The sequence below is a fragment of the Streptomyces sp. NPDC051183 genome, from assembly GCF_040682455.1.
In the GTDB taxonomy this organism is placed as follows: Bacteria; Actinomycetota; Actinomycetes; order Streptomycetales; family Streptomycetaceae; genus Streptomyces.
The window spans coordinates 184,995-204,064 of sequence record NZ_JBFBBA010000001.1 but is presented as its reverse complement, the minus strand read 5'-3'; the positions used below and the strand labels follow the sequence as shown (position 1 = coordinate 204,064).

16 protein-coding genes are annotated in these 19,070 nt (G+C 73.0%); 13 read left to right on the top strand and 3 right to left on the bottom strand.

From position 1 onward, the window contains the following. Positions 1–49: 49 nt before the first annotated feature. Positions 50–1,474: a SpoIIE family protein phosphatase gene (locus tag AB0M99_RS00975; protein WP_365916132.1), complete on the bottom strand. Its 1,425-nt coding sequence runs from the start codon at positions 1,472–1,474 to the stop codon at positions 50–52. Positions 1,475–1,998: 524 nt separating this feature from the next. On the opposite strand from AB0M99_RS00975, the gene AB0M99_RS00970 reads away from it, so the two are divergent. The 4 genes from AB0M99_RS00970 to AB0M99_RS00955 all read left to right on the top strand — a co-directional run bounded on the left by AB0M99_RS00970 (position 1,999) and on the right by AB0M99_RS00955 (position 8,411). Further along, complete coding sequence (locus AB0M99_RS00970; protein WP_365916130.1) at positions 1,999–4,209, top strand: molybdopterin cofactor-binding domain-containing protein; 2,211 nt, start codon at positions 1,999–2,001, stop codon at positions 4,207–4,209. A 15-nt stretch (positions 4,210–4,224) separates the two neighbouring features. Then, entirely contained in the window at positions 4,225–4,680 is a 456-nt protein-coding gene (locus AB0M99_RS00965; RefSeq protein WP_365916128.1) for a (2Fe-2S)-binding protein, read from the top strand. A gap of 170 nt (positions 4,681–4,850) precedes the next feature. Beyond that, the gene (locus tag AB0M99_RS00960; protein ID WP_365916126.1) at positions 4,851–6,404 is read left to right on the top strand and encodes a helix-turn-helix domain-containing protein; all 1,554 of its coding nucleotides are present in this window, start codon (positions 4,851–4,853) and stop codon (positions 6,402–6,404) included. Between the two features lie 51 nt (positions 6,405–6,455). Then, positions 6,456–8,411 (top strand): APC family permease, encoded by a 1,956-nt coding sequence (locus AB0M99_RS00955; RefSeq protein ID WP_365916124.1) that lies wholly within the window; start codon positions 6,456–6,458, stop codon positions 8,409–8,411. Here the strand turns inward: AB0M99_RS00955 and AB0M99_RS00950 are convergent. Further along, on the bottom strand, positions 8,314–9,585 hold the full coding sequence (locus AB0M99_RS00950; protein ID WP_365916122.1) for a helix-turn-helix domain-containing protein: 1,272 nt from the start codon (positions 9,583–9,585) through the stop codon (positions 8,314–8,316). The two genes, AB0M99_RS00955 and AB0M99_RS00950, sit on opposite strands and share 98 nt — an antisense overlap. A 130-nt stretch (positions 9,586–9,715) precedes the next feature. Here AB0M99_RS00950 and AB0M99_RS00945 point away from each other — a divergent pair, with 130 nt between their 5' ends. The 9 genes from AB0M99_RS00945 to AB0M99_RS00905 all read left to right on the top strand — a co-directional run bounded on the left by AB0M99_RS00945 (position 9,716) and on the right by AB0M99_RS00905 (position 18,033). Then, positions 9,716–10,279: a TetR family transcriptional regulator gene (locus tag AB0M99_RS00945; RefSeq protein ID WP_365916120.1), complete on the top strand. Its 564-nt coding sequence runs from the start codon at positions 9,716–9,718 to the stop codon at positions 10,277–10,279. A 5-nt stretch (positions 10,280–10,284) separates the two neighbouring features. Continuing rightward, complete coding sequence (locus AB0M99_RS00940) at positions 10,285–10,947, top strand: DUF6461 domain-containing protein (RefSeq protein WP_365916118.1); 663 nt, start codon at positions 10,285–10,287, stop codon at positions 10,945–10,947. Between the two features lie 116 nt (positions 10,948–11,063). Continuing rightward, positions 11,064–11,324 carry a helix-turn-helix domain-containing protein gene (locus AB0M99_RS00935; RefSeq protein ID WP_365916116.1) on the top strand — a complete coding sequence of 87 codons (261 nt, stop codon included), beginning with the start codon at positions 11,064–11,066 and terminating at the stop codon, positions 11,322–11,324. Positions 11,325–11,484: 160 nt separating this feature from the next. Further along, positions 11,485–11,898 carry a hypothetical protein gene (locus AB0M99_RS00930; protein WP_365916114.1) on the top strand — a complete coding sequence of 138 codons (414 nt, stop codon included), beginning with the start codon at positions 11,485–11,487 and terminating at the stop codon, positions 11,896–11,898. Continuing rightward, complete coding sequence (locus tag AB0M99_RS00925) at positions 11,895–12,695, top strand: transcriptional regulator (protein ID WP_365916112.1); 801 nt, start codon at positions 11,895–11,897, stop codon at positions 12,693–12,695. The genes AB0M99_RS00930 and AB0M99_RS00925 overlap by 4 nt, the downstream gene beginning before the upstream one ends. A 71-nt stretch (positions 12,696–12,766) precedes the next feature. Further along, complete coding sequence (locus AB0M99_RS00920; RefSeq protein ID WP_365916110.1) at positions 12,767–13,186, top strand: roadblock/LC7 domain-containing protein; 420 nt, start codon at positions 12,767–12,769, stop codon at positions 13,184–13,186. 78 nt (positions 13,187–13,264) lie between these two features. Then, positions 13,265–13,639 (top strand): hypothetical protein, encoded by a 375-nt coding sequence (locus AB0M99_RS00915; protein WP_365916108.1) that lies wholly within the window; start codon positions 13,265–13,267, stop codon positions 13,637–13,639. 218 nt (positions 13,640–13,857) lie between these two features. Beyond that, positions 13,858–17,433, top strand: coding sequence for a bifunctional glycosyltransferase family 2 protein/CDP-glycerol:glycerophosphate glycerophosphotransferase (locus AB0M99_RS00910; RefSeq protein ID WP_365916106.1), 3,576 nt, complete (start codon positions 13,858–13,860; stop codon positions 17,431–17,433). A 117-nt stretch (positions 17,434–17,550) separates the two neighbouring features. Continuing rightward, on the top strand, positions 17,551–18,033 hold the full coding sequence (locus AB0M99_RS00905) for a VOC family protein (RefSeq protein ID WP_365916104.1): 483 nt from the start codon (positions 17,551–17,553) through the stop codon (positions 18,031–18,033). 165 nt (positions 18,034–18,198) lie between these two features. Here AB0M99_RS00905 and AB0M99_RS00900 read toward each other — a convergent pair whose 3' ends face one another. Continuing rightward, complete coding sequence (locus tag AB0M99_RS00900) at positions 18,199–18,945, bottom strand: Sir2 family NAD-dependent protein deacetylase (RefSeq protein ID WP_365916102.1); 747 nt, start codon at positions 18,943–18,945, stop codon at positions 18,199–18,201. Positions 18,946–19,070 lie beyond the last annotated feature (125 nt).

Sequence of the window (19,070 nt, the reverse complement as noted above, 5' to 3'; positions counted from 1 at the left end):
TTCCGGCGCGGCCCCGAAGTACGAAGAGCCGTACGGCGACTGCCGGCGGCTAGGAGCCGATCCGCGCCACCAGTACGCAGGCGTCGTCCTCGCGCTCGCCCTCGCCGAACTCCCCGATCACCAGGCGTACGCACTCCTGCGCCGACCGGGCCGCGGCGAACCGCGGTGCGAGCGCCAGTAGCCGCTCGGTCCCGTCCGCCCGGCTGAACTCGATGCTGCGCGGGGTCAGTCCGTCCGTGTGGAGCACGAGTACGTCGCCGACCTCCAGCCGCTCCTCGGCCTGCCCGTACGCGGCCCCGGAGGTCGCCCCCAGCAGCACGCCCTCCGGCGGCAGCAGCGACCTGCCCGCACCGCGGCGGAAGAGGAGCGGGGCCGGATGGCCGGCCTGCGCCCAGGACAGGACCCGGTGCACCGGGTCGTAGCGACAGCAAACCGCCGAGCCCAGAGCCGGCTGTACGGAGGTCTCCAGCAACTGGTTGAGCCAGCCCATCAGCGGACCCGGCTCGATGCCGGCCATGGCCATTCCGCGCAGTGCGCCGAGCATCATCGCCATCCCGGAGGTGGCGGTCACCCCGTGGCCGGTCAGGTCACCGACCGTCAGCAGTGAGCGGCCGTCGGGGAGTTGCAGTGCGTCGTACCAGTCCCCGCCGATCAGCGCGCTGGTCGCGGAGGGCAGATAGTGCGCGGCCACGTCCAGCGAGCCGCTGTTGTCGTGCGGGAACCGCAGGGAGCCGCGCCACGGGGGGAGCACGGCTTCCTGCAGCTCGACCGCAAGCCGGCGCTCGGTCTGCGCGATCTCCCGCCGGCGCTGCAGCGAGTCCCGTGACTCGCGCACCGCCCGCTGGCTCCGGCGCAGCTCACTCACATCACGCAGTACGGCCCACATGGAGGCCGTGCAGCCGTCGGAGTCGAGTACCGGCTCGCCCCTCATGTGCAGCGTCCGGACCCGGCCGTCGGCCCGGACGATGCGGAACTCGCCGTCTATCGGCTTGCCGTCCACCAGACATGCGGTGACCATCGCGGTCAGCAGCGGCTGGTCCTCGGAGAACAGGGTCGAACCCAGTTCGTCGAGGGGCAGCGCGCCGGCCTCCGGGGAGCGCCCGAAGATCTGGAAGAGCTCCTCGGACCAGCTCACCTCGTCGGTCAGCAGGTTCCATTCGGCGCTGCCGACCCGGGTCTGCTGGGACTCGGCGCCGGACTCGGGCGCGGCCTGCGGGAGTTCGACCACCTCGGGTGCGGGCGGCAGGCCCTCCTTGAGCTGGCCGAGGTGCTCGCCCAGGTCGTCGAGGTGGTGGACGGCGAGATCGCACAGCGCGCGCTGCCAGCGGCCCTGGGCGTCGTCGTCGTCCACGACCGTGTCGCGGCGGACCGCGTCCACGTCTCCCCGCAGCCGCCGGGTCTGAGAGATCAGCGCGTCCACCGACCCCGGCTCGGGCGGCTGCGCGGGACGGTCCGCGAACAGGTGGGACGGCATGAGAACTCCGATACAGGCGCGGCACGGCCAAGTCTGAAGGAAGGACCGGTAACGACTGTGGCACAGGCAGCGACGGCCTGTAAGGCGTTTGGCAACATCCGCAACGTTCTTGCTTGAGGCATATGCCTAAGGCCTCCCGGACCTCCCCGGGCGTACGAATCATTCCGGCCAGGCCTGTCGACACGCCCGCAGGACCCTTGTCGCGTCCGGGTCGTGGCGCGCCCACCGGCTACCGGGGGAGTTCTCGCCACCCCGTGCGCCACCCCCCTCGCGCCGGTGCCGCACCCCCGGCCGGAAACCGGCCCTCCGTCCGGGGTCGGTCGATCGTACGGCCGAGGTGTACGAGACGTATGTCCCCCTCCGTTCGTGCGAGACCCGGATCAACACGGTGGCGCCCGGACCCCCCGAACGAAGGACTCCGCTCCCGGCTTCCCAGTCCCCGTGCCGATCGCTACCCTACGTGTCGGTAACGAGTCGGGGGAGGTCCGCGCCAGCGGGCCCGGGCAGGGTGGGGACACGCAGACATGACCGGGCAGAGCCGCCGTTCCTTCCTCACGTACCTCGTCGCGGCGCCGACCCTCGCCCTCGTCACCCGGGCCGGGGCAGACGCCCTCGCCCCGCAGTCCGCCCGCGCCGCCATCCCGACCCTGCCGGCCATCGCCGACCTGGTGGACCTGGGAGACCTGTTCATCCTGGCGGGCGCGCCCACCTCCGCGCTGCTGGCGCTCGCCGTCGAGGCCGACGGCACCATCCGCTTCCGGCTGCCCCGCGAGGAGGTCGGCCAGGGCCTCACCACGGCGGTCGCGATGCTCGTCGCGGAGGAGATGGACGCACCCCTCGACCGCGTACGGGTGGAACTGGACGACGCCCGGCCCGAGTTGCTGTTCAACCAGCTCACCGGCTCCTCCAACTCCATACGCTCCCTCTACGGACCCGTCCGGCAGAACGCCGCCACGGCCCGGGCCCGCCTGGTCGCGGCCGCCGCCCGCCGCTGGGGCCTCTCGGCAGCCACCCTCACCACCGCCGGGGGATCCGTCCGCGCACCCGACGGCCGCACCGCGGACTACGGCTCCCTCGCCGCGGCCGCCGCCGACCCGACGCTGGTCGTGCTCGGCGCCACCCCCAAGGCACCGGCGAAGCACGCCCTCGTCGGCCGGCCGACCAGCCGGATCGACGCCCGCGCCATGGTCACCGGCGCCCAGCGGTACACCCTCGACCTCGACGTCCCCGGCGCCAAGCCCTGCGTGGTGCGCCGCCCGCCCTCCCTCGGCGGCACCGTCCGCTCGGTCGACAACCTCGCCGCCGTCCGCGCCATGCCGGGCGTCCTGCACGTGGTCACCATCCCGACCGGGGTCGCCGTCGTCGCCGAGACCTTCGGCCAGGCCCTCGACGCCAAGGCCGCCCTCCAGGTCACCTGGGGCCCCGGCCCCGCCGACCGGCTCTCCGACGCGGAGATCCGTACGAAGCTGCGCGCCGCGTCCCCGCCGCTGCTGGTGCCGCCGCTGCTCACCCCGTACGTGGACGCCGAGTTCGACTTCGCCTTCGTCAGCCACGCCCCGATGGAGACCAACTCGGCGGTGGCCGACGTCCGGGACGACCGCGCCGAGATCTGGTCCGGGCTCAAGTCCCCGATCGTGGCCCGGGAGACCATCGCCGCCGAACTCGGGCTGCCGCTCGACAAGGTCACCGTGCATGTGGTGCAGGCCGGCGGCTCCTTCGGGCGGCGGCTCTTCTTCGACGCCGCCCTGGAGGCCGCCCGGGTCTCCAAGGCCTGCCGCCGCCCGGTCCGGCTGATGTGGACCCGCGTGGACGACACCCGGCACGGCCGGATGCGCCCCGCCACCCACCACAAGATCCGCGCCACCTACGCACTCGGCGAGGTGCTGAGCTTCGAACACCGGGTCGCCGCCGCCGAGACCGACTTCCGGCACGGGCTCGGCGAGATCATCACCGCCACCGCAGCGAGCCTGCCGCTCGGCATCGGCAACGCCACCCTCGCCCAGACCCTGTTCCTCACCACCATCAAGTCCCCGTACAACTTCGGACTCACCACCCAACTGCTCTCGGAGGTGCCGACCGGCATCCCCACCGGCTCCTGGCGCTCGGTGTACTCCGCCAACACCCGGGGCGCCGAGGAGATCGTGGTCGACGAGCTCGCCGCGCGGACCGGCAGGGACCCGTACGCCTTCCGGCGGGCCTTCCTGAAGACCGCCGCCCAGCGCGCCGTGCTCGACAAGGCGGCGACGGAGGGGGAGTGGGGGCGCAGCCTGCCGGCCGGCTGCGCGCAGGGCATCGCCTTCCACGAGGAGTACAAGTCCCGCACCGCCTGCCTGGTCGAGATCGACACCCGTGACCCGGAGCACGTCCGCGTCACCAAGGCCGTCATCGCCGTGGACGTCGGCCTGCCGGTCAACCCGCGCGGTCTGGAGGCCCAGATGATCGGCGGCCTCACCGACGCCATCTCCACCACCCTGCGGGCCGGGCTGCACCTCGACAAGGGGCTGCCCCTGGAGGGCAGTTACAGCCAGTTCCACTGGGCACAGCAGCGGGACACCCCGCTCGACGTCCGGGTCTTCGTGCTTCCGGCGACCGGCACGGAGCCGGGCGGCGCGGGCGAGCTCGGGGTCCCCGCCGCCGTGGGCGCCATCGCCAACGCATGGGCCCGGGCCACCGGATCCAAGCCGCGCAGCTTCCCCCTCGACTTCGACGTCGACTTCACCCCCTACCCGCGCTAACCGCTGGAGTACGCCGTGCCCTCGCACACCTTCACCGTCAACGGGCAGAGCGTCACCGTGGACGCGCCCGACAACCTGCCCCTGCTGTGGGTGCTCCGCGACATGCTGGGCGTCACCGGCCCCAAGTACGGCTGCGGGGTGGACGTCTGCAAGGCCTGCACCAGCCACCTCGACGGCACGGACATCCGCCCGTGCGTCGTGCCCGTCTCCGCCTGCGCCGGGAAGTCCGTCACCACCATCGAGGGGCTGGCGAACGGTGACGACCTGCACCCCGTCCAGGAGGCCTGGCTCGAACAGGACGTCGCCCAGTGCGGCTTCTGCCAGCCCGGCCAGATCATGGCCGCCGTCGCCCTGCTCCAGCGCACCAGCGAGCCCACCGACGCGGACATCGACGCCATCGCCAACATCTGCCGCTGCGGCACCTACTTCCGCATCCGCGAGGCCATCCGCAGCGCCGCCGCCAAGATGTGAGCGCACGGCGGTCCGGGCAAGGCGGCCGGGCCCCGGTGCTTCCCCCGTGCGCCGTCGGAACGGCCGGCGCCGGGGCCCCGCCGCTGAGGTCGAAGCTAGTGCGCCGACCGGCCGTTCGCAGGATTCGCCCTGCCCAGTGAGCGGGCGAGACGGGTATCACAGTGCACAGTGTGCGTCGGGTGGTTGAATGCGGCGCCGCCCCGCGCCGAAGGGAGCGCCCCATCTCGCACCGCCCCGCCCAGCCGACCGCGCCCTGGTCCAGGTCCGAGGACATCCTCAGGCTGCACCGCCTCGCCCACACCGGGGGTTCGGCCGCGCTGCTGGAATGGCTCGCCGCCCGGACCGGCGGCTGGACCGGCGTGGTGGACACCGGGAACCCGCACGGCCCGGAGCTCGCGGTGCGCGCGGCCGCCGAACTGTCGGCCCGCGGCGTACGGTCGGCCGTGCTGCAGGACGCCGGTTCGGCCGCGCTGCTGTTCGCGCTGGACGAGCGGCGCGCACTGGCCGCCGTACTGGAACTGCCGCACCACGCGGGGGTGCCCGCGCTGCTCGCCGACGCGGCCGTACCGCTGGCCCTGGTACTGGGTGCGGAAGAGGCCGGGCGGCGCGAGGAACGGGCGGGGCTCGCCGAGTCGAAGGCCCGCGAGGCCGTGCTGCACCTGATGATGAACGGCCGGCTCTCCACCGCCCGGCAGATCGCCGAGACGCTCGGGCCGTCGCTGCCGGACCCGATGCGCATGTACGTCGTGGAGTGCCGGACCGGGCAGCGGGCCGCGGTCACCCGGCTGTTCGAGGAGCTGACGGGCGGGCGCGCCTGGATCGTGCGGTGCCCGGTCTACGTCCGCCACCTCATCGCGCTGGTGCCGACGGACCTCGCCGCGACCTCGGCCGATCACGACCCGCTGGCCGGGGCGCTGGTGGGCGTGGCCCGCGACTGCGTGGTCGGGGTCAGCGCGGAGAGCTGCCTGCGCGAGGCCCCGGGGGCCTACGCCCAGGCCTTCCACGCGCTGGCCGTCGCGCGCGGCCGTGACCGCCGCCATGCCCGCTTCGGGCCGGGCCCCGAACTGGAGCTGGCCGCGCACCGGGCCGGGGCCGGCTGGGCCGGGGCGCTGCTCGCGCCGCTGGACGCGCATGAGCCCCGGCGCCCCCAGGACCCCGGCCCGCAGGAGTTGCGGGCCACCGCCCAGGCCTGGCTCGGCTTCGCCTCGCACGCCACCCGGCTGTTGAAGATCCACCGCAACACCCTGGCCACCCGGCTCCGCCTGGTCGAAGCGGTCCTCGGCCTCGACCTCGGCCGCCTCGCCGACCAGGCCGCACTCTCGCTCGCGCTGCGCCTGACCCCGGGCGGGCCGCCCGCCGCCGGGCCGACTTCCGCCGGGCCGACTTCCGGCGGCGCGTCGGCCGGGGCCGCGCTGGACGACGTACTGCGCGATCCCGCGCTCGCGGCGTGGGCCCGCGCCCATCTGGCGCCGCTGGCCGGGCCGGACGCGCCACCGGGTGCGCGCGAGACCGTACGGGTCTGGCTGGAGCACGACGCGCACCTGATCCCGACGGCGGCCGCCCTCGGCATCTCGGTGCCCGGCACCCGCAAGCGGCTGAGCCGGATCGAGGTCCTGCTGGAGCGCTCGCTCCTGCAGTCGCCGAGCGCCCGCTACGACCTGTGGCTGGCCCACCGGGCCGAGGAACTCGGCGGGTTCGCCGGGCCGGACCAGTTCGGGCCGTGACACAGGCCCCATAGGTCCCGAATCGGGAGCAATATGGACGATCATGCCTGAATGAGGCGTATCAATCTGAAACGGGTGCTGGTCGGTGAACCGCTCGACACCGCCCGGCTGGGCGAGACCCTGTTGCCCAAACGGCTCGCGCTCCCGATCTTCTGCAGCGACCCGCTCTCCTCCGTGGCCTACGCCACCGAGGAGATCCTGCTGATCCTGGCCCTCGGCGGCGTCGCCCTCCTCCACCTGGCCTGGTACGCGGCCGCCGCCATCGTCTTCCTGCTGGTGGTGGTCGTCGCCTCGTACCGGCAGACCTGCCACGCCTATCCCGGCGGCGGCGGCGCGTACATCGTCAGCTCCAAGAACCTCGGCGAGACCGCGGCCCTGACCGCCGCGAGCGCCCTGCTCGTCGACTACGTCATGACCGTCGCCGTCTCCGTGGTCTCCGGCGTCGCCGCCATCACCTCGGCCATCCCCTCCCTCACCGACCACGAAGTCGCCCTGTCGGTGGCCTTCGTGGTGCTGCTCACCCTGGTGAACCTGCGCGGCGTACGGGAGTCGGGCCGGGTCTTCGCCATCCCGACCTACGGCTTCGTCCTCGTCATCTACCTGATGTTCGCCATCGCCGCCGTCCGGATCGCCACCGGCGACACCATCCGCGCCGAGTCCGCCGACCTGCCGATCACCGAGGCCGGTACCTACACCGGATTTGCGCTGGTGCTCCTCGCCCTGCGCGCCTTCGCCTCCGGCTGTACGGCGCTGACGGGCGTCGAGGCCATCAGCAACGGCGTCCCCGCCTTCCAGAAGCCCAAGAGCAAGAACGCGGCGACCACGCTGGCCGTGATGGGCGCCCTGGCGGTCACCATGTTCAGCGGGATCACCATCCTCGCCATGGTGTACGAGGTCCACGTGGCCGCGAGCCCCACCGAACTGGGCCTGGCCCCCGGTACGCCGACCTCCACCGCCCTCGCGCAGATCGGCCGCGCCACCTTCGGCAGCTGGCACTTCCTCTTCTACCTGCTCCAGGCCGTCACCGCGAGCGTGCTGGTCCTCGCCGCGAATACCGCCTTCAACGGCTTCCCGATGCTCGCCTCGATCCTCGCCAAGGACCGGTACGCGCCCCGCCAGCTCTTCAACCGCGGCGACCGGCTCGTCTACTCCAACGGCGTCGTCCTGCTGGCCCTGGCCGCCATCGCCCTCATCGTCGCCTTCGACGCCGAGCTGACCCGCCTCATCCAGCTCTACATCATCGGCGTCTTCGTCTCCTTCACCCTCTCCCAGGCCGGCATGGTCCGGCACTGGAAGCAGGAACTAGCCTCGCCCGCCACCCCGGCCGCCGAGCGGATCCACATCCACCGCAGGCGCGCCATCAACGCCGTCGGCGCGGTCATGACCTCCGTGGTCCTGGTCATCGTCCTGATCACCAAGTTCACGCACGGCGCCTGGCTGGTCGTCATCGCGATGCCGCTGCTGTTCCTCGGCATGAAGGGCGTCCGCCGGCACTACGACACCGTTGCCGTGCAAGTGGCCGTCGCACCCGGCGTCAAGCCGCGCAAACCCTCCCGCCACCACGTCGTCGTGCTCGTCGCCTCCGTCCACGCGCCGACGCTCAAGGCCCTCGGCTACGCGCAGGGGCTGCGGCCCGACACGCTGACCGCGCTGTCGGTCGCTGCCGACGAGGAGGACGCCGAGCGGCTGCGCGGGGCCTGGGCGGAGCACGACCCGGGGGTCGCGCTGAAGGTGCTGCACTCCCCGTACCGCGAGGTGGTCGGGCCGGTGCTCGCGTACGTCGAGGAGCAGGCGGCCGCGGAGGGGACGGACATGCTGTCGGTGGTCATCCCGGAGTACGTGGTGGGCCACTGGTGGGAGCAGCCCCTGCACAACCAGAACGCGCTGCGGCTGAAGGCGAGGCTGCTGTTCACCCCGGGAGTCGCGGTGATCGACGTGCCGTACCTGCTGGAGTCGGCGAAGCCGGGGGAGTCCGCGGAGCCTGCGGGGACGGCTGCGGAGCGGTAGCCCGCTGCTGGACGACGGCGGTGTGGGCCAGCGCCAGCTCCACCACGTGCGCGGGATCGGACAGGGTGCGGCCGGTGAGCTGCTCCAGGCGGCGCAGCCGGTTGGAGACGGTGTTGCGGTGGCAGTACAGCCGCTGGGCGGCGTGGGTCGTCGAGCCGTGGCAGGTCAGCCAGGTGCCCAGGGTGGTCAGCAGCACCAGGCGGTCCTCGGCGGGCAGCGCCAGCACCGGGCCCAGCACCACCTGGCACAGCCGGTCCGCGAGTTCGGCCTCGGCGGCGACCAGGGCGGCCGGCAGCCGCTCGTCCAGCAGGGCGGTACGCGGCCCCCCGTGCGCGGGGGCGCTGCGCAGGGCGAGCGCCGCCAGCCGGTGCGCCCCGGCCAGCTCGGCCGGCGTCCGCACCACGGGGCTCACCCCGGCGCGTACGCCGAGGGGCGCGAGGAGCGCGCGTACGGATTCCAGGGGATGGTGGCCCAGCTCCACGAGGCCGGCCTCCCCGTCGGCGCGGATCCGCCACAGCACGCGCGGGGCCGAGGGCGCGGGCAGCCCCCCGGGGTCCGCGCGGGCCGGGCCCCGGTCGTCCCGGGCGAGGACCACGACCGCGAAGCGGCCCCGCTCCGGCAGCCCGAGCCGGACCGCCGCCGTCGCCGCGTCCGCAGCCTCCGACGCCCCCGCGCCGCCGCCGAGCAGCGTGTCGAGCAGGGCCGCGCGGCGCTCCCGCTCGGCGTCCCCGCGCACGTCCGCCACCCGGCGGTACGCCTCGGCCGCGGCGTCCGTCACCTGGTCCAGTACGTCCCACAGTGCGGCCGCGGCCGGCAGCAGCAGGGGCAGCGCGGCCCGGTCGTGCGCGGCGACGGCCTCGGTCAGGGTCTGCCAGAGCAGCCGTCCGCCCAGCCGGTAGGCCCGCAGCAGGGAGGCGAGCGGCAGCCGCTGCTCCGCGCGGAGCGAGCCGGTGGCGCGGGCCCCGGCGAGCTCCACCGGCAGCCCGCGCTCGCTGCGGACCAGGGCCTCGACGGCCTGCCGCAGCGCGTGGTGGATCCGCTCGTGCAGCTCGGCCCGGCCCAGCAGGGCGGCGTAGGCGGGATCCTCGGCCAGCGTCCGGTCGGTGAGCCGGTCCGCCGTCACGGCGATCCGGCGGGACAGGTCCTCGCGTATCTCCTCGATGATCCGCTCCATGACGGGCAGGGTGGCACGGGGGAGGGCGCGGTGGGGAGGGCCGGGACGTTCCGCTTCCGCTAGCGTGTGCGAAGCACTGCATGTGCAGTGCTCACGATGCCGTGCCGCCCAGATCCTCAGGGACCCACCCATGCGCCAGAACCCGGAGCGCCGCGCCGCGCTGCTCGACGCCGCCATCGAAGTGCTGGCACGCGAGGGCTCGCGGGGGCTGACCCTGCGCGCGGTGGACGCCGAGGCGGGGGTGCCGACCGGCACCGCCTCCAACTACTTCGCCAACCGCGCCCAACTGCTTGTGCAGATCCTGCACCGCACCCGCGAACGGCTGGTCCCCGACCCGGAGGACCTGGCCGGCCCGCTGGACACCAAGGTGCTGCTCGGCCAGCTCGTGCAGCGGATGCGGCGCGAGCGGAGCGTGCACATCGCCATGCTGGAGCTGCGGCTGGAAGCCACTCGCAGGCCCGAACTCCAGGCGGAGCTGGCCGGGTTCCAGGGCGCCGAGCTGGAGGCGAACGTCACCTGGCACCTGGAGAACGGGCTGCCCGGGGACCGGCAGGGCGTGGTGCTGCTCTACCTGGCGATGCTGGGCCTGATCGTGGACGACCTCACTGCGCCCGCTCTGCTGGAGCCCTATCCGGTGGAGGGGCTCATTGGAGCGATGGTCGAGCGCCTCCTCCCGGAGAGCCCCGCCGACTGACTATCGTGCCGGAGGGGGGGGAGTACCGGCACGACGCGCGGGAGGGGACCGTGGAGATGGCGGACATCGCCGGGGGCGGCATCCAATGGCTGGCGGACTGGGACGGCTGGTACGTCAGCCTGACCTTCGCCCGGGGCATCGGCCCCGACGAACTCGCCGCGCGGCTCGGCGCGGTACCCGGCATCCACCCCGGGCCGCTGGGCGCGGTGGACGCGTGGAGCATGGTCACCGAGACGGTCGACGGGGACGGCGTGGCCCGGGTCGGCAGTTGGGGCGGCTGGTCCTTCGCCGTCGAGCACGGCATGCCGGCCGGGGCGGAGCGGCTGGCGGAGGTCTCCCGGTCGGGCGTCGAGGCCGTCCACCTCGACCCGCAGCCGGACCATCCGCCCAAGCAGTTCGCGTACGCCCGGGACGGCGAGCTCGTCTGCTGCTTCGGCCTGGGCGAGGAGTGCTGGCGCGGCGGCCACCAGCCGGACTTCCTGCTGCCGGAGCTGGTCGCGGCGCGGATCCTCACCCCCGACGGCGCCCACACCCGCCCCGACGGCGAACCGGACGGGGACCGCGACCGCCTCACCCTGGGTGTGCTCGAAAACCGCTTCGGCCTGTCCCTGCCGCGCCACCTCATCGAGGAGACCCCGCTCCCGGCGTTCGTGACCTGTACCCAGTAGCAAGGGCGGCATGCGGTGATCTTATGCTCAGGTTTACGCGAGTCAGCTTGGTTTTGCGGCCAGTGAGCGACTTTGATGGCTATGCCAGGCTTCGTACTTGAGCAGGGGGACCACTCATGGGCAGCGACCACAGTCAGGACCAGGACCACGGTCAGAAGGACAGCAACCCCACACTGATCGGCTCCGTGCAGCGGGCGCTGCGCCTCGTGGAGGCGATGTACGCGGAGGGCGGAGCGACGGCCAAGCGGCTCGCGCGGATCACCGGCATCCCGCTGCCGACCGTCTACCACCTGCTCCGCACCCTCAGCCACGAGGGCTATGTCCAGCGCGAGGGCGGGGCGTTCCGGCTCGCGGACGATCTCCCGCTCGCTTCGTGATCAAATTCCGTCGGGTTCCGGCCAAGCTGTCACGTGCTACCGCGCATGTTCCAGCGGAAAATGCCAGAACGCCCTTTCGCACTGTGGAACTTGAGTAAGTTCCCTCCTGTCGCGCCGTACGACTGTGCACCAAGCACGTCCGGCCGGGAGGGGAGCCCGCGTGCCCGGGATCGACGAATGCCTGCTCGAAGCCATGGCCCTGCCAGGGGCGCGGGGGGCCGCGCTGGTCGACTGGAGCAGCGGTCTGGCCCTCGGCACCGCCGGGGACTCGCCGGTGGGAGACCACGAGACCACCGCCGCCGAGACCGCCGAGTTGGCCCGGGCGGCCGCCGAGTACGAGTCGTTCGCCCCCGCGGAGGCCGGCCCGGCGAGCGGTGACCGCGCGTCGGGAGCCGAGCTGCCCGTCGAGGACCTGATCGTCACCACCCGCACCGGGTACCACGTGCTCCGCTTCGTCGAGACGAGCTTCGACAGCAGCGTCTTCCTCCACCTGTGGCTCGACCGCGCGGACGGCAACCTCGCCCTGGCCCGGCACAGACTCCGGACCCTCGCCGAAGGGCTGGTGCTCAGATGACCGGCGCCGGCGCCGGTGCCGGCCCCGGCCCGGGTGCCGTCGCCGTTTCGCCGCTCCTCACCCGGCTCGCCGCGGAGCGCGCCACCGGCGCCCTGCTCCGCGACCGCGGCACCCTCTTCCTGGAGAACGGCCGCGTCGTGCATGCGGAGAGCCCGGCCACCCCGGGCCTCGACGTCCTGCTGACCACCGGCGGCGCCCTCGCCCCCGAGCGCTGGAGGGACGCCGTCAACCAGGCCGGCGCCCGGCGCCAGGTCGCCCGCTTCCTTGTCGACAGCGGCGGCATGGCCGGCGGTGAACTGGAGATCTGCCATCTCGGCGCGATCTTCGACGCCGCCTTCTTCGCTCTCTCCCCGGGCAGCGGCCCCTCCCGGTTCCGCCGCGGTGCCACCCACTGGATCGGCTCCGTCCGCTCGGTCCCGGCGGCCGCCGTCGAGCGGGAGACCCGGCGCCGCCGGGAACTGCTCGACGCCGTCTGGCCGTACCCGCTGCTGGACACCGCTCCCGTGGTGCCCCGGGCCGCGGCCCCGGGCCAGACGGTGACCGCCCGGCAGCGCATCCTGCTCGCCCGGGCCGACGGCATACGCACCCCCGCGGACCTCGCCTGGGTGCTGGGCCGTCCGGCCTTCCACACCCTGCTCGACGTACGGCGCCTCGCGGCGGCGGGACTCGTCGAGACCCCGCACGCGCCTGCCGCGGCGCCTGCCGAAACACCCCTGCCCGACTGGATGACCCAGGCCCAATCCCCGGACGTGGCGCTGCTCCGCCGGTTACGCGACGCACTGGAGGCAAGCCTGTGAGGCTCCCGCTGCGACCGGCCCTGCGCGCCGACCGCTCCGAGCGGAGGCAGCCCGAAAGGAGAAAGCCCGACATGAGTACGGTGCCCGCCGAAGCGGAAGCCGAGATACTCGCGGAGCTCCGGCGGCTGCGGGCCCGAGTCCCCCAGCTGACGGGCGCCCTCGCGGCGAGCGCCGACGGGCTGGTGCTCGCCCAGGACAGCGCCGCCGCCGAGGCCGAGTCCGTAGCCGCCCTGACCGCGGCCGCCCTCGGGGTGGCGCAGCGGCTCAGCGACAGCACCGGCCAGGGCGGGTTCCGCGAACTGCTGGTGCGCGGCGAGCTCGGCTACGTCGCCACCTACGCGGCGGGCGAGGCGGCCGTCCTGACGCTGATGGCGGAGCCGCGCGTCAACGTCGGCCGCCTCCACCTGGAGGCCCGCCGCTCCAGCCTGCGGATATCCGAGCTCATCGATCACAGCCTCGGGCGCCGGAGCGCCGCGGCCCCGCAGGGCTGAAGGCGCGCCGGGCTGGGCCCGTAGACCACCGACCGAACCGAAAACACAGGACAGCAGAACCGGAAAGAGGAGTCACTCATGGCCAACGTGGAGACCGCGCTCAAGGAAGCCACCACCACCATCGACGGCGCGCTCGGCGCCGCCCTGGTCGACTACGGCAGCGGCATGGCCCTCGGCACCATCGGCGGCGGCAAGGACCTCGACCTCGCGGTCGCCGCCGCGGGCAACACCGACGTGGTGCGCGCCAAGGTCCGCACGATGGAGATGCTCGGCCTCAACGACGAGATCGAGGACATCCTGATCACCCTCGGCAGCCAGTACCACCTGATCCGGCTGCTGAAGGGCCGTGGGGCCACGGGCTTCTTCCTCTACCTCGCGCTCGACAAGAAGCGGGCCAACCTGGCGATGGCGCGGCACCAGCTGAAGAAGATCGAGAACGAACTGGAGGTCTGACCCGGGGTCCGGCCGGGCGGTTCACCGGCGGGCGCGGCCGGCGGGCCCGCGCCGGCTTTCAACGGCTGGGTGGCGGGCGGTTGAATTCTTTGCCGTCCGCCCCGGCAGCCGTTGGTGAGATGTCCGAGATGGCCGGAATTTATCATGCTGTTACAGAGTAGGATGCTGTAATCGGCTGATCATCGACAAAGCAAAAAACGCTGGAGAACCCGCCACCCATGCCCCCGCGCCTGAGCATCGTCGTCCCCGTCTACAACGTCGAGCTCTACCTCGATGAGTGCCTGGAATCCATCGCCGCGCAGACCTTCGACGATTTCGAGGTCGTGATCGTCGACGACGGGTCGACGGACAGCAGCGCGGTGATAGCCAAGGCGTTCGCCGCGCGGGACAGCCGCTTCCGAGTGGTCCTGCAGGAGAACGCCGGACTGGGCGCCGCCCGCAACGTGGGTGTCCGGCACATCTGCGAGGGCAGCGAGTTCCTGGCCTTCGTCGACAGCGACGACACGATGCCGCCGGACGCGTACGCCAAGCTGGTCGCCACGCTCGACGAGACCGGCTCGGACTTCTCCGCCGGAAACGTCAAGCGCTTCCGCTCCGTCGGCATGCAGCAGTCCTGGGGCCACCGCATCGCCTTCGCCCGGACCCAGCTGAAGACCCACATCTCCAAGTTCCCGGCGCTGGTCACGGACCGCACCGCGTGGAACAAGGTCTACCGGCGCACCTTCTGGGAAGAGCACGGCTTCCAGTACCCGGAGGGCATCCTCTACGAGGACGCCCCGGTCAGCATCCCGGCGCACTACTTCGCCACCAGCGTCGACGTCATCGGCGACGTCGTCTACCACTGGCGCGTCCGCGAGACCGGCGAGCGCTCCATCACCCAGCGCGCCACCGACCCGGTCTCCCTCACCGACCGCGTGGAGTCCGTACGCCTGGTGCGCGCGGCCCTCCAGGGCAAGCCGGGCGAGAAGTACGCCCGCTACCTGCGCGAGTACGACCGCAACGTGCTGAGCGAGGAACTCCCGCTCATCTACAAGTACGTGCCCGAGGCCGGACCGGAGTTCCGCGCCGCCTTCGTCAAGGAGGCCGGCCAGCTCATCCGGGAGATCGGCACCGACCCCTGGTCCGACCTCACCGTCGCCGACCGCCTCAAGGCGTACCTCGCCCGGGAAGGCCGCGTCGAGGAGTTCATCGCCCTCCAGAAGCACCAGAAGGACTTCACCTACAGCGTGCCGGTCAAGGGACTGGCCCGCCCCCAGGCCGACTACCCCTTCCTGCACGGCCGCCCGCCGGTCCCGGCGAAGGTCCTCACCCTCGGACCGCGCGAGCGCCGCGTCGTCAGCCGCCTCGAACAGGCCGTCTGGAGCGACGGCAAGCTGCTGCTGCGCGGCTACGCCCTGCCCGGACACATGGGCGCCGAGAGCCGCCTGGGCTCCCGCAAGATGCTGATCTTCCGGGAGAACGGCAAGCGCCGCCGTACCGTCGTCAGCACCCGCACGGTCGCCTCTCCCATGGCCACCGTGGAAGCCCCGCACCTCGCGCTGCGGCACGCCGACTGGGCCGGCTTCACCGCGGTCGTGGACCCCTCGATCTTCCAGTCGGGCGGCAAGTGGCGCGAGGGCGTATGGACGACCTCCATCGCCGTCACCGGCGCCGGCGGCCTGCACCGGGCCCGCCTCAAGGGCGGCGAACACGACAGCGGCCTGACCCCGCACCCGCACTGGGTGGCCCCCGACGTGCGCATCCTGCCCACCGCCGTGGGCGCGCTCACCGTACAGGTGGAGATCGTCCGTGCCCGGGCCCTGGACGTACGGGCCGTCGGCGGGGACATCGTCGAGCTGGTGGGCGAGCTCGCCGCCGAGGTCGGCGAGGGCGCCTCCCTGCGCGCGGAGCATGCCGGCTCCGGCGCCGTCATCACCGTCCCCCTGGCCGCCGGGCCCGCCAGCCCCGGCGGCCCCGGCGGCCGGATCCCCTTCACCGTGCGGCTCCCCCTCGACGAGCTGGGCGCCGTACCGGACACCGACGACCAAGCCGGCGAGTGGAGCCCCGAGCCCTGGAACCTCAGCGTGGTCCGGGCCGACGGCAAGCGCCACCCCCTCGCGCACGACGAGCGCGGCGGCTTCACCGGCCTGGTCCTGCCGGTCCCCGGTGACGGCGCCGGCCGTACGGTCTTCGCCAAGCGCGGCCCCGGCGGCCACCTGGTCCTCTCCGTGCAGGCCTCGCCCCCGCTGGTCGACGAGATCTCCACGCAGGACGGCACCCTGACCCTGCGGGGCCGCTTCACCGCGCCCGCCGACGAGCCGTACGAGCTGGTCCTGCACAACATGTACGGGATGGAGTTCGGCTACCCCGTCACCCGCGACGGCGACCGCTTCGAAGCCTCCTTCGAGCCCGTGCTCCCCGAGCCCTACGCCGGCCGCACCACCCTCCCGCACGGCCGCTGGTGGGCCACGCTGCGCCCCACCGCCCAGGGCGGGACCACCGCCGGGCTGCTCGGTGTGGGCCGGGGCGCGCCCGTCCAGCTCGTGGCCCCCGTACTCACCTCCGGCCCCCACGCCTTCACCGCGCAGGGCCGCCGCATGCGCGTCGAGGCCAGGCTGCACGACCGGATGGCGCTCGTCGCCGACCCGCTGCTCAGCCCGCACGACCGCTCGCGCTACGCACAGCGCGTCGCCCGCGACGTGACCTACCCGGCGCAGCGGGCCCTGCCGGTCAAGGACATGGTCGTCTACGACGCCTTCAAGGGGAACGGCGCCGGCGACTCGCCCCGCGCCATCCACGAGGAGCTGGTGCGCCGAGGCGTGCAGCTGGACCACGTCTGGCTGGTCCGCGACGGCCGCGCCGAGGTCCCGGCGACCGCCCGCGCCGTGCAGTACGGCAGCCTGGAGGCCTGGGACGTGCTGGCCCGCGCCCGGTACTACGTGGTCAACGACAGCGTGCCGATGCCCTTCCTGCGCCGGCCCGGCCAGATCGTCGTACAGACCTGGCACGGCACCCCGCTGAAGCAGATCGGCCACGACTTCAACCACACCTACTACACGAGCCCCGAGGTGCTGGCCGGGCTGGAGCACGACAGCGCCCAGTGGTCGCTGCTCGCCTCGCCCAGCTCGTACGCCACGCCGGTCCTCAAGCGCGCGCTGGGCTACGACGGCGAGGTCATCGAGGCCGGCAGCCCGCGCACGGACGCGCTCGTACGGCCCGACGCGCAGCGGATCGCGGAGGTCCGGCGCCGGCTCGGCCTGCCCGAGGGCAAGAAGGTCGTCCTGTACCTGCCCACCTGGCGGGAGAACCGGCTGGCTTGGCTCGGCGGCGCCTACAAGCTCGACCTGCGGATCGACCTGGACGAGGCCCGGCGCGAGCTCGGCGAGGACCACGTCCTGCTGATCCGCGGCCACCACAAGGTGAACGAGCAGGTCCGCGACGGGGTCCGGGACGGTTTCGTCGTGGACGTGTCGCGTTGGCCCGACACCACGGACCTGCTGCTGGTCGCGGACGTACTGATCTCGGACTACTCCTCCGCGATCTTCGACTTCGCGCTCACCGACCGGCCGATCCTGCTCTACACGTACGACCTGAAGCACTACCGCGACACGCTGCGCGGCTTCACCTTCGACCTGGAGGCGAAGGCCCCCGGCCCGCTGCTGTCCGACTCGGCCGCCCTGATCGCGGCCGTGCGGAACGCGGACGCGGTGGGAGCGGAGTACGCGCAGGCGCGGGCGGCGTTCCGCGAGGAGTTCTGCGACCTGGACGACGGCCGCGCGGCGGAGCGGGTCGTCGACCGCATGCTCGAAATGTAGCCCCGACGGGTGCATTCCAGGACGGACACGGACCGGCCCCGGCCCCACCGATGAATTTCGGTGCCGGGGCCGGTCTGTATGTGCGAGACGGTTTCGACGCACACCCTGGAGACAGCCATGACCAGCAAGCCCTTCACCACCTGCCTGTGGTTCGACGGCAACGCGGAAGCCGCCGCGGACTTCTACCTCTCCGTCTTCAAGGACGGCAAGCTCGGCCGGATCGGCCGCTACGGCGAGGCGGGCCCCGGCCGGGCCGGTGAGGTGATGGTCGTCGAGTTCGAGGTCAACGGACAGAACTTCATCGGCCTCAACGGCGGCCCGCAGTTCCCCTTCACCGAAGCGGTCTCCTTCCAGATCCACTGCGCCGACCAGGCGGAGGCGGACCACTACTGGGAGGTGCTGACCAAGGACGGCGGCCAGGAGTCCGCCTGCGGCTGGCTCAAGGACAAGTTCGGCCTGTCCTGGCAGGTCGTCCCCACCGAGGCCATCGACCTGATCTCGGACCCCGACCCGGGGAGGGCCGCCCGCGCGACCGCCGCCATGATGGAGATGAAGAAGCTGGACGTGGCGGCGATGCGACGGGCGGCCGACGGCTCGTAGGGCTAGGGGGTGTCTGGCGGATCAGGCTCGGGTAGCCCGGGTCGTCTGGTGCCGTGGATTGCAAGGCGGAGGAGGGAGCCACTGCGGAGCATTGGCGACTGACGACAACGCGGCAAGCCGCGGTGCCAGGCGGGCCGGGCCCGGCCATGATCCGCCAGACACCCCCTAGAGGTGCTGTCGGGGGCCGCCGTTGGTGATCCGGGCCAGCAGGGCCGGGAGCGCCGTCCCGATCGGCTCGCGGATCAGCTCGTCCGCGAGGGAGTCGTACGGGGTCTCCTCGGCGTTCACGATGATCAGGCGTGCCCCGGCCTCCGCGGCCATCCCGGCCAGCGAGGCCGCCGGCTGCACCTGGAGCGTCGACCCGACGGCGATGAAGACGTCGCAGCCCTTCGCCACGGCCACGGCCTGCGCCAGCACCTGCGCGTCGAGCCGCTCGCCGAACATCACCGTCGCCGCCTTGAGGATCCCGCCGCACACCCGGCAGGCGGGATCCGGCTCCCCGGCGGCGACCCGGGCCAGTGCCTCGCCCATCTCCGACCGGGCGTGGCAGTGCGTGCAGACCACGGCCCGGGCGGTGCCGTGCAGCTCGAACACCTTGCGCGCGGGCATCCCGGCGAGCTGGTGCAGCCCGTCCACGTTCTGCGTGATCACCCGAACCGGGGTCCCGGCCGCCTCCAGCGCGGCGACGGCCCGGTGCGCGGCGTTCGGCTGCGCCCCGAGCGCGCCGATCTCCGCCCGCATCAGCCAGGAGCGGCGGCGGATCTCGGGATCGGCCATGTAGTACTCGTACGTCACGAGCTTCTCGGCGTCCGGCTCCCGCCGCCACAGCCCCTGCGGCCCGCGGTAGTCCGGAATCCCGGAATCGGTGGACATCCCGGCCCCACTGAACACTGCGACAAGCGGCTTTCCCATGCGGAGAGCCTATGGAACGGGTGTGCGCGCCCGCGACCGCATTACGCGGTCCCATGTGGTGCGGCCGCCGAACGGCGAGGTCCGGGCCGGGACTCCTGCGCGGCGGAGGGTCGTTTCTGCGGTGA

Bases quoted from the DNA above. Each gene is read 5' to 3' on its own strand.
- AB0M99_RS00975 (WP_365916132.1), bottom strand. From the start codon at position 1,474: ATGCCGTCCCACCTGTTCGCGGACCGTCCCGCGCAGCCGCCCGAGCCG.
- AB0M99_RS00970 (WP_365916130.1), top strand. From the start codon at position 1,999: ATGACCGGGCAGAGCCGCCGTTCCTTCCTCACGTACCTCGTCGCGGCG.
- AB0M99_RS00955 (WP_365916124.1), top strand. From the start codon at position 6,456: ATGAGGCGTATCAATCTGAAACGGGTGCTGGTCGGTGAACCGCTCGAC.
- AB0M99_RS00950 (WP_365916122.1), bottom strand. From the start codon at position 9,585: ATGGAGCGGATCATCGAGGAGATACGCGAGGACCTGTCCCGCCGGATC.
- AB0M99_RS00945 (WP_365916120.1), top strand. From the start codon at position 9,716: ATGCGCCAGAACCCGGAGCGCCGCGCCGCGCTGCTCGACGCCGCCATC.
- AB0M99_RS00935 (WP_365916116.1), top strand. From the start codon at position 11,064: ATGGGCAGCGACCACAGTCAGGACCAGGACCACGGTCAGAAGGACAGC.
- AB0M99_RS00925 (WP_365916112.1), top strand. From the start codon at position 11,895: ATGACCGGCGCCGGCGCCGGTGCCGGCCCCGGCCCGGGTGCCGTCGCC.
- AB0M99_RS00920 (WP_365916110.1), top strand. From the start codon at position 12,767: ATGAGTACGGTGCCCGCCGAAGCGGAAGCCGAGATACTCGCGGAGCTC.
- AB0M99_RS00915 (WP_365916108.1), top strand. From the start codon at position 13,265: ATGGCCAACGTGGAGACCGCGCTCAAGGAAGCCACCACCACCATCGAC.
- AB0M99_RS00910 (WP_365916106.1), top strand. From the start codon at position 13,858: ATGCCCCCGCGCCTGAGCATCGTCGTCCCCGTCTACAACGTCGAGCTC.
- AB0M99_RS00905 (WP_365916104.1), top strand. From the start codon at position 17,551: ATGACCAGCAAGCCCTTCACCACCTGCCTGTGGTTCGACGGCAACGCG.
- AB0M99_RS00900 (WP_365916102.1), bottom strand. From the start codon at position 18,945: ATGGGAAAGCCGCTTGTCGCAGTGTTCAGTGGGGCCGGGATGTCCACC.